Annotated in this window: 8 protein-coding genes and 1 pseudogene; 5 read left to right on the plus strand and 4 right to left on the minus strand. The window is 59.6% G+C overall.

Annotated elements, in window-relative coordinates:
• The 4 genes and pseudogenes from FN633_RS06205 to trxB all read right to left on the minus strand — a co-directional run.
• A pseudogene (locus FN633_RS06205) lies at window positions 1–259 on the minus strand (leucyl/phenylalanyl-tRNA--protein transferase); the annotation flags it as partial.
• A gap of 69 nt (window positions 260–328) precedes the next feature.
• Window positions 329–2,050, minus strand: coding sequence for a heme ABC transporter ATP-binding protein/permease CydC (gene cydC / locus FN633_RS06210; RefSeq protein ID WP_154057113.1), 1,722 nt, complete (start codon window positions 2,048–2,050; stop codon window positions 329–331).
• A complete protein-coding gene (gene cydD / locus FN633_RS06215; RefSeq protein WP_154057114.1) occupies window positions 2,051–3,817 on the minus strand; it encodes a heme ABC transporter permease/ATP-binding protein CydD in 1,767 nt (588 codons plus the stop codon). It lies immediately after the preceding gene.
• Window positions 3,818–3,930: 113 nt separating this feature from the next.
• Window positions 3,931–4,899, minus strand: coding sequence for a thioredoxin-disulfide reductase (trxB, locus tag FN633_RS06220; protein ID WP_042392401.1), 969 nt, complete (start codon window positions 4,897–4,899; stop codon window positions 3,931–3,933).
• Between the two features lie 562 nt (window positions 4,900–5,461).
• Here trxB and lrp point away from each other — a divergent pair.
• From lrp to serS, 5 genes are all read left to right on the plus strand, one after another.
• Window positions 5,462–5,956, plus strand: a complete 495-nt coding sequence (lrp, locus tag FN633_RS06225) for a leucine-responsive transcriptional regulator Lrp (RefSeq protein ID WP_000228469.1) — start codon at window positions 5,462–5,464, stop codon at window positions 5,954–5,956.
• 120 nt (window positions 5,957–6,076) lie between these two features.
• Window positions 6,077–9,928, plus strand: a complete 3,852-nt coding sequence (gene ftsK / locus FN633_RS06230; RefSeq protein ID WP_154057115.1) for a DNA translocase FtsK — start codon at window positions 6,077–6,079, stop codon at window positions 9,926–9,928.
• A gap of 140 nt (window positions 9,929–10,068) precedes the next feature.
• Window positions 10,069–10,680, plus strand: a complete 612-nt coding sequence (gene lolA, locus FN633_RS06235) for an outer membrane lipoprotein periplasmic chaperone LolA (protein ID WP_154057116.1) — start codon at window positions 10,069–10,071, stop codon at window positions 10,678–10,680.
• An 8-nt stretch (window positions 10,681–10,688) separates the two neighbouring features.
• The gene (locus FN633_RS06240) at window positions 10,689–12,032 is read left to right on the plus strand and encodes a replication-associated recombination protein A (protein ID WP_154057117.1); all 1,344 of its coding nucleotides are present in this window, start codon (window positions 10,689–10,691) and stop codon (window positions 12,030–12,032) included.
• 91 nt (window positions 12,033–12,123) lie between these two features.
• Window positions 12,124–13,416 (plus strand): serine--tRNA ligase, encoded by a 1,293-nt coding sequence (serS, locus tag FN633_RS06245; protein ID WP_154057118.1) that lies wholly within the window; start codon window positions 12,124–12,126, stop codon window positions 13,414–13,416.
• The last annotated feature ends 44 nt before the right edge of the window (window positions 13,417–13,460 follow it).

The following is a 13,460-nucleotide window of genomic DNA, read 5'->3' on the forward strand; positions in this document are numbered from 1 at the left end:
AGGGCGAGTTTTTATGAAAGCGTTTCAAGCTGCGGCTTATATGAAAGCGGTCAGGCCACAGCACCGCCCGGGGATCGGGGGACCACCAGAGGATCGGATCGCCCGTTGAAAACCAGGGAAAGATGCCCTGCTGATAGGCCAGCAGCAGGCGAGCCGGACTGAGATCGCCTCCCAGCGCCAGCAGGCCGTTGGGTTCACGCAGCGCTCCCTCCGGGGAGGGAAATGCAAGAGAGTGATGAGATAGCTGAACCAGGCGCATAGCGACAACGCTCCGCAACGCAACAATAGTTAATCCATAGAACCAGGCACCCCGTGCCTGGTCACTCCTCTACAGCCGTTGCTTAAACTGGTAATAACGACCCTGTTTGGCCAGTAACGCTGTGTGATTACCTTGCTCAATTATTTGACCATTGTCCATCACAATAATGCGATCGAAACGCGATAATCCCCGCAGGCGATGGGTCACCATCAGCACGGTTTTACCCTGGGTAACTCGCTCAAGTAAATCAAGAATTTGACTCTCGGTGGTCGCATCCAGCCCTTCGGTAGGCTCGTCCAGCAGCAGCAGCGGCGCATCATGCAACAGCGCGCGCGCTACCGCCAGCCGCCGCAGCTCGCCGCCGGAGAGTTGACGACCGCCTTCGCCGAGCCAGCTGTTTAGCCCACTGTCGTCCAGCAGCTTCTCAAGCCCCACCTGAGTGAGCACCGCCGCGAGGGTATCATCCGTCGCCTGCGGCGAGGCCAGCAGCAGGTTATCACGCAGGGTAGCGCTAAACAGATGCACGCGCTGGGGCACGACGCTAATCGCCGCCCGCAGGGCAGATTCGCTCAGGGACGCTAGCGGCTGGCCGTTAAGGGCAATCTCGCCTGCAACAGGATCCCAGGCGCGCGTCAGCAGCTGCAGAAGCGTGGATTTACCGCAGCCGGTGCGTCCCAGAATGGCAACGTGCTCCCCGGCGTTGATCTGTAATGAGAGGGCGTCCAGCGCCTTTTGCGGCTGCTGGGCGTAGCTAAAGCTAACGTTATTCAGAGTCAGTGCCACCTGGGCTGGCGGCGGCGTCTGGTTTTCACTGAAGCGCACCTCGGGTGGATGTTGGGTAATCTGCGTGATCCGCACCGCCGAGGCAATGACCTGCCCCAGGTGCTGAAACGCCCCCGTCACGGGGGCCAGCGCCTCAAAGGCGGCCAGCGCACAGAAGACAAAGAGCGCAATCAGTGCCCCAGGCTGGGTATCGCCCCCAACGCCACCCGCCGCGAGCCACAGCATGGCGAGGACGGCGACGGCGTTGATCAGTAGCATCACCGCCTGCGACAGCGCGGTAAGCTCTGACTGACGGCGCTGGGCATCGTGCCAGCTCAGCTCGGTGTTCTCCATCTGCGCCCGATAGCGTTCGCTTGCGCCAAAGATCGTCAGCTCCGCCTGGCCCTGCAGCCAGCTTGTTACCTGCTGACGATACTCACCGCGTAGGGTGGTCAGCTTCTCGCCGGTGGGTTTACCGGCCCGATAGAACAGGGGCGGGAGCAGCAGCAGCGTCAGCAGCATAATGCCGCCGAGGGTCAGGGCCAGGGTGGCATCCAGAATGCTCAGGCCAATCGTCACCACCACAATGGTTACCAGCGCCCCTACCAGCGGAGAGATCACCCGCAGGTAGAGATGGTCCAGGGTATCCACGTCCGCCACGATGCGGTTAAGCAGATCGCCCTGGCGGAAGCGCGCCAGCCCGGCGGGGGAGAGCGGCAGCAGCTTGCTAAAGGTCGATACGCGCAGGTGCTGCAGCACCCGGAAGGTCGCATCGTGACTCACCAGCCGTTCAAAGTAGCGTCCTGCCGTACGGGTAATCGCCGCGCCGCGCACCCCGGCGGCGGGGAGCATGTAGTTGAAGCTGTATAGCCCGCTCACGCCAACCACCGCCGAGGCGGAGAGGAACCAGCCTGAGAGGGTGATCAGGCCAATACTCGCCAGCAGGGTGACGATCGCCAGCACCACGCCGAGCGTCAGCAGCCAGATATGGCGCTTATAGAGCGCAAGAAAAGGGATTAGCGCGCGCATTTAAATCTCCTCCTGACGATGAGCGAGCAGGGCGGCAAAGGCCCCGTTGGCGGCGGAGAGCTCGGCAAAGGTTCCCTGTTCGACGATCGATCCATCCTGCATGACCCAGACGGCATCCCAGTCGGCAAGCCCCTCCAGCTGGTGAGTGACCATCAGCGTGGTCTGGCGCAGGGAGGCGGCGTTTAATGCCTGCATCACGCGCTGTTCGCTGTGCGCATCCAGGCTGGCGGCAGGCTCATCCAGCAGCAGCAGCTGGCAAGGATTAAGCAGGGCGCGAGCCACCGCCACCCGCTGGGCCTGGCCGACGGAGAGCCGTGCCGCCTGGTCACCCACCGGCGTGTCGATCCCCTGTGGCAGCAGCGGCAGGAATTCACTCACCCAGGCGCTATCCAGGGCGGCGTTAAGCTCCGCGTCGCTGGCATCGGGACGCGCCAGCAGCACGTTTTCACGCAGCGTGGCCGCCGGAAGCTGCGGGTTTTGCCCCACCCAGCTCAGGCGCTGACGCCAGGCCTCAGGGTTAAGATCGCGCAGCTCGGTGCCGTTAATCTGCAACGACCCCCGGTAGGAGAGGAAGCCGGAGAGGGTATTGATAAGCGAGCTTTTACCCGAGCCGCTCTGACCCACCAGCACCACGCGCTGGCCTGCGGGCAGGGTAAAGTTGAGCGGTCCGGCCAGCACAGCACCTTCAGGGGAGGTGATCCAGAGATCGCGGGCGCAGAGGCTGATGCCGCTGCTATCGTCCGGCACGGCTTCGCCACGCTCTGGATGAGCGAGCGGTGTCTCCAGGAAGGTTTTCAGGCTATCCGCCGCGCCGACGGCCTGCGCTTTCGCATGGTAGAAGGTGCCTAGATCGCGCAGCGGCTGGAAAAACTCCGGGGCCAGGATCAGGGCCAGGAAACCGGAGAACAGCGTTACACCGGTGCCATAGTGGCCGAAGTTCAGCTCGCCAAGGTAGGAGAAGCCAAAGTAAACTGCCACCAGAGCAATAGAGAGCGAGGTAAAGAACTCCAGCACGCCGGAGGAGAGAAACGCCAGGCGCAGCACTTCCATGGTGCGGCTGCGAAAATCTTCCGAGGCTTTACGGATAGTGTCCGTCTCTGCTGCGCCGCGGCCAAAAATGCGCAGCGTCTCCATTCCACGCAGGCGATCGAGAAAGTGACCGCTCAGGCGGGCCAGCGCCTTGAAGTTGCGGCGGTTAGCATCGGCAGCGCCCATGCCCACCATCGCCATAAAGGTAGGGATCAGCGGGGCCGTGGCCAGCAGGATCAGCGCCGCAACCCAGTTAAAGGGGAAAATGACAATCACGATCAGCAGCGGCACGCTCACCGCCAGCGCCATCTGCGGCAGATAGCGGGCGTAGTAGTCGTGCATATCGTCAATCTGCTCAAGGATCAGCGTGGCCCAGCTGCCCGCCGGTCGCCCCTGGATCCATGCCGGCCCCGCCTGCTGCAGGCGGTCGAGCACCTGGCGACGAATTTCATACCGGATGTGCAGGCCCGCGTGAAAACCGACACGCTCGCGCAGCCAGACCACCCAGGCGCGCAGGACAAACACCAGCACCAGCTGCACGAACGGCAGCAGCAGCGCCTCGCGCGGGATATTTTCCATGATCAGATGGTTGAGAATGCGCGCCAGCAGCCAGGCCTGGGCAACAATCAGCAGACCGCTCGCCAGACCGAGCAGGCGTGACGCCAGCAGCCAACGGCGGGAGAAAATACTTTGCTGTTTTAACCAGCGGGTTAATTCTTGTTGACGGGTTTTATTCATTGCGCGCTTAGCAGGTGGCTTGTCAGATTTTTGAGCTGCGCAATGTTACAACGGGACAAAAATAAAGGCGACTCATAGTCGCCTTTTTTACCTTTGTTACTGACTTGTAAAGATTATTTGGACAGTTCAGCCAGCCCGTCGAGATAGCGCTCTGCATCGAGCGCGGCCATGCAGCCGGTGCCCGCAGAGGTAATCGCCTGACGGTAGATGTGATCCATAACATCGCCCGCAGCAAATACGCCTGGGATGCTGGTCTGGGTGGCATTGCCGTGAATACCGGACTGCACCTTGATGTAGCCGTTTTCCAGCTCCAGCTGGCCGTCAAAAATCGCCGTGTTCGGGCTGTGACCGATAGCGACAAACAGGCCCGCAACCTCTAACGACTCGACGTTATCGGCATTCTGCGTATCACGCAGGCGCAGGCCGCTCACGCCCATCTGGTCGCCGGTCACCTCTTCCAGGGTACGGTGGGTATGCAGCACGATGTTGCCGCTTGCCACTTTGTCCATCAGGCGTTTGATCAGGATCTTCTCCGCGCGGAAGGTGTCGCGACGGTGGATCAGGTGCACCTCAGAGGCGATGTTCGCCAGGTAGAGTGCTTCTTCAACCGCCGTGTTGCCGCCGCCGATAACCGCGACTTTCTGGTTACGGTAGAAGAAACCGTCGCAGGTGGCGCAGGCGGAGACGCCGCGGCCCTTGAACGCCTCTTCAGAAGGCAGGCCCAGGTAGCGGGCAGACGCGCCGGTCGCCACGATCAGCGCATCGCAGGTGTACTCGCCGCTGTCGCCGGTCAGGCGGAACGGACGGTTCTGCAGATCGACCTTGCTGATGTGGTCAAACAGAATTTCGGTCTCAAACTTCGCAGCGTGCTCGTGCATACGCTCCATCAGCAGCGGCCCCGTCAGATCGTGCGGGTCGCCCGGCCAGTTTTCCACTTCGGTGGTGGTAGTCAGCTGGCCGCCTTTTTCCATACCGGTAATCAGTACCGGCTGAAGGTTAGCGCGTGCGGCATAGACCGCAGCGGTGTAACCGGCAGGTCCAGAACCAAGAATAAGCAGCTTAGAATGTTTAGCTGTGCCCATGAGATCCCCATTGTTGGTGGCAGAGACTGCTGTTGGCAGACAATGGGCAGGATTGTAGGGAATTTACGGCGGTAAAAAAAGAGCATGACGGTTTTGTTAACGATATGTGCAATAGGCGCGGCCAATGGCGTAGACCCTTTTACTCTCTACGGCTATAACAAAATCTACTGAAATTGGTAGTGTTATAAGAAGATTCCATGAGGTTTGGGGAGGGTCGATGATGAATATCTGGCATGTTGTACTAAAAAACGATGTTTTACTTTGACAATCCGCTGCGCATTTGCGAAAACATTCGAAGAAGACAAGAGCAGCGTTTCGCGCGTGGGACAAAATCACGCATAAAGATGCGCTTAACAGGGCCAGTGAAATAGTACAGGGCGTGGACAGACACTCTGTGCAATCTCTCTGGCTGCGGCTGGCAACCGTCTTCTTAATGCAGGCCCCGTTATGCTCCGCGCAAATAATGATAATGCGGAATGTATAGCGACGGGCAAAGACTCTGAACAGTGAAGTGCACAGGGTCAAGACAGGAGTAGGGAAGGAATACAGAGAGACAATAATAATGGTAGATAGCAAAAAGCGCCCTGGCAAAGATCTCGACCGCATCGATCGTAACATTCTGAATGAATTGCAGAAGGATGGGCGGATCTCAAACGTCGAGCTTTCAAAGCGAGTGGGACTTTCTCCGACGCCGTGCCTTGAGCGCGTGCGCCGACTGGAAAGACAGGGTTTCATTCAGGGCTATACCGCACTGCTGAACCCGCATTATCTGGATGCATCACTTCTGGTATTTGTTGAGATTACTCTGAATCGCGGCGCGCCGGATGTGTTTGAGCAATTTAACGCCGCAGTACAAAAACTTGAAGAAATTCAAGAGTGTCATCTGGTCTCCGGTGATTTCGACTACCTGTTGAAAACCCGCGTGCCGGATATGTCGGCCTACCGCAAACTGCTGGGTGAAACCCTGCTGCGTCTGCCGGGCGTCAACGACACGCGTACCTACGTGGTAATGGAAGAGGTCAAACAGAGCAATCGTCTGGTGATTAAAACCCGCTAACACGGAACAGGTGCAAAATCGACGCAGTTTGATTACACTCCTGGTAATCCATACAGCAGCAGTGTCAGGGCAACCTGACACTGTTCTCCGTTTTAGCATCAAGGACCTGGAGAGCCTTTCTTGAGCCAGGAATATACTGAAGACAAAGAAGTCACATTAAGCAAGTTAAGCAGCGGACGCCGGCTCCTTGAGGCGTTACTGATACTTGTCGCCCTGTTTGCAGTCTGGCTGATGGCCGCACTGCTCAGCTTCAACCCTTCCGATCCCAGCTGGTCACAAACCGCATGGCACGAACCTATCCATAATCTGGGTGGCGCGCCGGGCGCGTGGCTTGCCGATACGCTATTTTTCATCTTTGGCGTCATGGCCTACACCATACCGGTGATGATTGTCGGCGGCTGCTGGTTTGCCTGGCGGCACCGTGCCAACGAAGACTATATCGACTACTTCGCCGTCTCGCTGCGTTTGATTGGCGTTTTGGCGCTGATCCTCACCTCCTGCGGGCTGGCCGCTATCAACGCTGACGACATCTGGTACTTTGCCTCCGGCGGGGTGATTGGTAGCCTGCTGAGCACCACCATGATGCCGCTGCTGCACAGCAGCGGAGGCACCATCGCGCTGCTCTGCGTCTGGGCTGCCGGGCTGACGCTGTTCACCGGCTGGTCGTGGGTTAGCATCGCCGAGAAGATCGGCAGCGTGCTGCTCAATATTCTCACCTTCGCCAGCAACCGTACCCGTCGGGATGATACCTGGGTCGATGACGAAGAGTATGAAGACGAAGAGGAGTACGATGACGAGCCAGCCGTGCAACGGCGCGAGTCTCGCCGTACCCGCATTATGCGTGGCGTTCTCGCCCGCCGTAAGCGTGTGGCAGAGAAGTTTGCCAACCCGCTCGGTCGTAAAACCGATGCAGCACTGTTCTCGGGCAGGCGCATGGACGATGAAGAAGAGGTGCAGTACAGCGCCCGTGGCGTCGCCGCCGATCCTAACGACGTGCTCTTCTCCGGCCACCGTGCCACCCAGGGCGAGCAGTATGACGAGTACGATCCGCTGCTGAATGGCCCGAGCATAGCAGAGCCGCTGGCCGCCGCCGCGCTGGCTACCGCCGATGCCCAGGCACACGTTGCGCCATCGCAGCCGGTCATGCCTACGCCGCCGGTTACGCAGACCGCCCCCATCCCGACCGCTGCTACCTTCTCTGAGCCTGCACCTGAAACCCAGTGGCAGCCTGCTCCTGCCGAGCCCCAGCAACACTATGTTCCGCCGATGCAGGCACAGAATCCACCCGAGATGCACGTCGCCAGCGTTGCGCCGCAGCCGGAGCCCATTTGGTCACCTGCGCCCGTCTGGCATCAGGAGCCCGTCGCCGCTGCGCCTGCACAGATGCCAGAGCCTGCTGTAGCAGCGCCGGAGCCGGAACCAGAGCCAGAGGAAGAGGTTAAGCATACCCGTCCGCCGCTCTACTATTTTGAAGAGGTTGAGGAGCGACGCGCCCGCGAACGCGAGCAGCTTGCAGCCTGGTACCAGCCGGTTCCCGAACCCGCTGCGCCAGAGCCGTTTGTTCCCGCACCCGCTGCGCCTGTCACGCCGCCGCCGATGGCAGAGCCGACCTTTGCGCCAGCCGTACCCGATGTTAAACAGGCCGCAGCAGCAGTCACTGCCGTTGCCGCGTCTGCTGCTGCGGCACCTGCGTTCGGCCTGGCCGACGGCGGTGCGCCGCGTCCACAGGTTAAAGAGGGTATTGGCCCGCAGCTGCCGCGTCCCAACCGAGTCCGCGTGCCAACCCGCCGCGAGCTGGCCTCCTACGGCATTAAGCTTCCTTCGCAGCGTATCGCTGAGGAGCGCGCCGCCCGTGAAGCCGAGCAGCAGCCGGAGCCGTTTAGCGATGACGAGGCGGATACGCTGCATCAGGACGAACTGGCGCGCCAGTTTGCCGCTTCCCAGCAGTCACGCTATGGGGAAGAGTATCAGCACGAGGTGCACGCCAACACAGGGCATGGTGATGCATGGCAGGACGATGAAGACGATGCCGCCGAAGCGGAGCTGGCCCGCCAGTTCGCCGCCTCGCAGCAGCAGCGCTACTCAGCCGAACAGCCGCCGTCGGCAAATCCGTTCTCGCTGGCCGACTTTGAGTTTTCGCCAATGAAAGCGCTGGTAGACGATGGCCCGAGCGAGCCGCTCTTTACGCTACCGCCGGAAGAGCCTGTTCAGCCGTCGGCTCCTGTGCAGCAGCCACAGCAGCACTATCAGCAACCTGTTGCACCCGCGGCGGTACAGCCCCAGCAGCCGCACTATCAGCAGCCTGCGGCCCCTGCGCCAGTACAGCCGCACTACCAGCAGCCTGTCGCGCCTGCGCCGGTACAGCAACAGCCACAGCAGCAGTATCAGCCTGTGCAGCAGCCCGTCGCGCCGCAGCCAGCCCCGCAGGACAGCCTGATCCATCCGCTGCTGATGCGTAACGGCGATAGCCGTCCAGCGCAGCGCCCGACAACGCCGCTGCCATCGCTGGATCTGCTGACCCAGCCGCCGTCGGAAGTGGAACCGGTAGATACCTTTGCGCTGGAGCAGATGGCGCGCCTGGTTGAAGCTCGCCTGAACGATTTCCGCATTAAGGCTGACGTGGTGAACTACTCGCCGGGTCCGGTTATCACCCGCTTTGAGCTTAACCTTGCGCCGGGCGTGAAAGCAGCGCGTATCTCTAACCTCTCCCGCGATCTGGCCCGTTCTCTGTCAACGGTGGCCGTCCGCGTCGTGGAAGTGATCCCCGGTAAGCCTTACGTGGGCCTTGAGCTGCCGAATAAAAAACGTCAGACCGTCTACCTGCGTGAAGTGCTGGACTGCGCCAAATTCCGCGAGAACCCATCACCGCTGACCGTAGTACTGGGGAAAGATATCGCGGGCGATCCGGTGATTGCCGACCTGGCGAAAATGCCGCACCTGCTGGTTGCGGGAACCACCGGCTCGGGTAAATCGGTGGGGGTCAACGCCATGATCCTCAGCATGCTCTACAAAGCTTCGCCGGAAGAGGTGAAGTTCATCATGATCGACCCGAAAATGCTTGAGCTGTCGGTCTATGAAGGTATTCCACACCTGTTGACCGAGGTGGTGACCGACATGAAGGACGCTGCCAACGCCCTGCGCTGGAGCGTTAACGAGATGGAGCGTCGCTACAAGCTGATGTCCGCGCTCGGCGTACGTAACCTTGCAGGCTACAACGAGAAGATCGCGGAAGCTGCACGCATGGGCCGCCCGATCCCGGATCCGTACTGGAAGCCGGGCGACAGCATGGACGCCACCCACCCGGTTCTGGAGAAGCTGCCGTACATCGTTGTGCTGGTAGACGAATTTGCCGACCTGATGATGACGGTAGGTAAAAAAGTTGAAGAGCTCATCGCCCGTCTGGCACAGAAGGCGCGTGCTGCCGGTATTCACCTGGTGCTGGCTACCCAGCGTCCGTCGGTGGATGTGATCACCGGCCTTATCAAGGCCAACATCCCGACGCGCATCGCCTTTACCGTATCGAGCAAAATTGACTCTCGCACCATTCTCGATCAGGGCGGCGCGGAGTCGCTGTTGGGCATGGGGGATATGCTCTACTCCGGGCCTAACTCCTCCTCAGCGCCGGTGCGCGTGCACGGTGCCTTCGTCCGTGACGAAGAGGTTCATGCCGTGGTGCAGGACTGGAAAGCGCGTGGTCGTCCGCAGTATGTCGAGGGCATCACCTCTGACAGCGAAAGCGAAAGCGGCGGTGGCGGGCTGGATTCCGGTGAAGAGCTGGATCCGCTGTTCGACCAGGCGGTCAACTTTGTGACCGAGAAGCGCAAGGCCTCGATCTCCGGCGTGCAGCGTCAGTTCCGCATCGGTTACAACCGCGCGGCGCGTATTATCGAGCAGATGGAAGCCCAGGGCATCGTCAGCGAGGCGGGGCACAATGGTAACCGTGAGGTACTGGCTCCGCCGCCGTTTGAGTAGCGTTTCCAAGTGCAAATTTGGGTAAATTCGTCAAAAATCAGCTTTTTCCTCTTTCACTCTTTGCCGGTTTAGCCTGCAATGAGTGTCAGAGGTTCTCCCGGATCGGGAGTGACGTAGCAGACGTAGCTAAAGGAATAACAATGAAAAAAATCGCAATGACCTGTGCATTACTCTCTTCCCTGGTAGCCAGCAGCGTCTGGGCTGACGCCGCCAGCGATCTGAAAAGCCGCCTCGATAAAGTGAGCAGCTTCCATGCCAGCTTCACGCAAAAAGTGATCGACGGCAGCGGCGCGGCAGTGCAGGAAGGTCAGGGGGATTTATGGGTCAAGCGCCCGAACCTGTTTAACTGGCATATGACGCAGCCGGATGAAAGCATCCTGGTTTCCGACGGCAAAACCCTGTGGTTCTATAACCCGTTCGTTGAGCAGGCAACGGCCACCAATCTCGACTCGGCAACCAGCAATACGCCGTTCATGCTGATTGCCCGTAACCAGACCAGCGACTGGCAGCAGTACAACATCAAGCAAACCGGTAACGACTTCGTGCTCACCCCGAAAAGCAAAAATGGTAACCTGAAGCAGTTCACCATTAACGTGAGCCAGAACGGTACTATTAATCAGTTCAGCGCCGTTGAGCAGGACGATCAGCGCAGCCTGTATCAGCTGCAGTCTCAGCAGAATGGCGCTGTGGATCCCTCTAAATTTACCTTTACCCCGCCGCAGGGCGTAACGGTGGACGATCAACGCAAGTAGAGGCCTGAGTGAGCAATCTATCGCTCGATTTTTCAGACAACGCGTTTCAACCTCTGGCCGCCCGTATGCGGCCAGAAAACTTAGCGCAGTATATCGGGCAGCAGCATCTGCTGGCGCCCGGTAAGCCGCTGCCGCGCGCTATCGAGGCTGGGCATCTGCACTCGATGATCCTTTGGGGGCCGCCCGGAACCGGCAAGACGACCCTTGCTGAGGTTATTGCCCACTATGCCAACGCCGACGTTGAGCGCATCTCTGCGGTCACCTCCGGGGTGAAAGAGATCCGCGAGGCTATCGAGCGCGCACGCCAGCGGCGTAACGCTGGCCGCCGCACCATTCTATTTGTGGACGAGGTCCATCGCTTCAATAAAAGCCAGCAGGATGCCTTCCTGCCGCATATTGAAGACGGCACTATTACCTTTATCGGTGCTACTACCGAAAACCCCTCGTTCGAGCTTAACTCAGCGCTGCTCTCTCGCGCCCGCGTCTATCTGCTGAAATCCCTCTCCGTTGAGGATATTGAGCTGGTGTTGGATCAGGCCATCAGCGATAAAACGCGCGGCTACGGCGGGCAGAATATCGTCCTGCCGGATGAGACCCGGCTAGCTATCGCCCAGTTGGTCAACGGTGATGCCCGACGCGCCCTGAATACGCTGGAGATGATGGCCGACATGGCCGAGGTCGACGAGAGCGGCAAGCGGGTGTTGAAGCCCGAGCTTCTCACGGAGATTGCTGGGGAGCGCAGCGCGCGTTTCGATAACAAAGGCGATCGCTTCTACGACCTCATCTCGGCCCTGCACAAATCTGTCCGTGGCAGTGCGCCAGATGCCGCCCTCTACTGGTATGCCCGCATTATTACCGCCGGGGGCGACCCGCTCTACGTTGCACGCCGCTGCCTGGCGATCGCCTCTGAGGACGTCGGCAACGCCGATCCCCGCGCGATGCAAGTTGCACTCTCGGCCTGGGACTGCTTTACCCGCGTCGGTCCGGCAGAAGGGGAGCGCGCTATCGCTCAGGCGATTGTCTACCTTGCCTGCGCGCCTAAAAGCAACGCCGTCTACACCGCCTTCAAAGCGGCGATGGCCGATGCCCGCGATAAGCCAGACTATGACGTGCCCGATCACCTTCGCAATGCGCCAACCAAGCTGATGAAGGAGATGGGCTACGGTCAGCAGTATCGCTATGCCCACGATGAGCCTAACGCCTATGCAGCAGGTGAAGACTACTTCCCGCCTGAAATAGCACAAACGCGCTATTATCATCCCACCAGCAGAGGTCTTGAGGGCAAGATTGGCGAAAAGCTCGCCTGGCTGGCCGATCAGGACAATAAAAGCCCCACAAAACGCTATCGCTAATTGAGGCGTTGCGGTAAGGTTACCTGTGAATTCTTGTGGCTGCGTCTGCGGCCACTCCCTCTAATATCAATTCGATAAGCACAGGATAAGCATGCTCGATCCCAATCTGCTGCGTACCGAGCCAGACGCAGTCGCAGAAAAACTGGCACGCCGGGGCTTTAAGCTGGATGTAGATAAACTGCGCGCTCTTGAAGAGCGTCGTAAAGTTTTGCAGGTCGACACGGAAAACCTGCAGGCGGAACGTAACTCGCGATCGAAATCCATTGGCCAGGCGAAAGCGCGTGGGGAAGACATTGAGCCGTTACGTCTGGAAGTGAACAAGCTGGGCGAAGAGCTGGATGCCGCCAAAGCCGAGCTTGAAACGCTGCTGGCGGAGATCCGTGACATCGCGCTGACCCTGCCGAACCTGCCGGACGACTGTGTGCCGCTCGGTAAAGACGACAGCGAAAACGTGGAAGTGAGCCGCTGGGGTGAGCCACGTAAGTTTGATTTTGAAGTCCGCGATCACGTCACGCTGGGCGAGATGGCCAAAGGCCTCGACTTCGCCGCGGCGGTGAAGCTGACCGGCTCCCGCTTTGTGGTGATGCAGGGGCAGATTGCCCGCCTGCACCGCGCCCTGAGCCAGTTCATGATCGATCTGCATACTGAACAGCACGGCTATATTGAGAACTACGTGCCGTACCTGGTTAACCAGGACACCCTGTACGGTACCGGCCAACTGCCTAAATTCGGTGGCGATCTCTTCCATACGCGTCCTCTGGACGAAGAGGCGGAGAGCAGCAACTACTCGCTGATCCCAACGGCGGAAGTGCCGCTGACCAACCTCGTGCGTGATGAGATCCTCGAAGAAGAGGCGTTGCCGCTGAAGTTAACGGCCCATACGCCGTGCTTCCGCTCAGAAGCGGGCTCTTATGGACGTGACACCCGCGGCCTGATCCGTATGCACCAGTTTGATAAAGTTGAGATGGTGCAGATCGTGCGTCCGGAAGACTCCATGGATGCGCTGGAAGAGATGACCGGTCACGCTGAGAAGGTGCTGCAGCTGTTAGGCCTGCCGTACCGTAAAGTGCTGCTGTGCAGCGGCGACATGGGCTTCGGCGCGCGCAAAACCTACGATCTGGAGGTGTGGCTGCCAGCGCAGGATACCTACCGTGAAATCTCCTCCTGCTCCAACATGTGGGATTTCCAGGCGCGCCGCATGCAGGCTCGCTGCCGTAGCAAAGCCGACAAGAAAACCCGTCTGGTGCATACTCTGAACGGCTCTGGTCTGGCGGTAGGGCGTACGCTGGTCGCTGTGCTGGAGAACTACCAGCAGGCTGATGGCCGCATCGAGATCCCTGCGGTGCTGCGTCCGTATATGAAAGGTCTGGAGTACATCGGCTAAGCTAAGCCGCTCTCCTAAAAAAGCGCCTACGGGCGCTTTTTTTA

It is taken from the genome of Pseudescherichia vulneris (assembly GCF_902164725.1).
Lineage (GTDB): Bacteria > Pseudomonadota > Gammaproteobacteria > Enterobacterales > Enterobacteriaceae > Pseudescherichia > Pseudescherichia vulneris.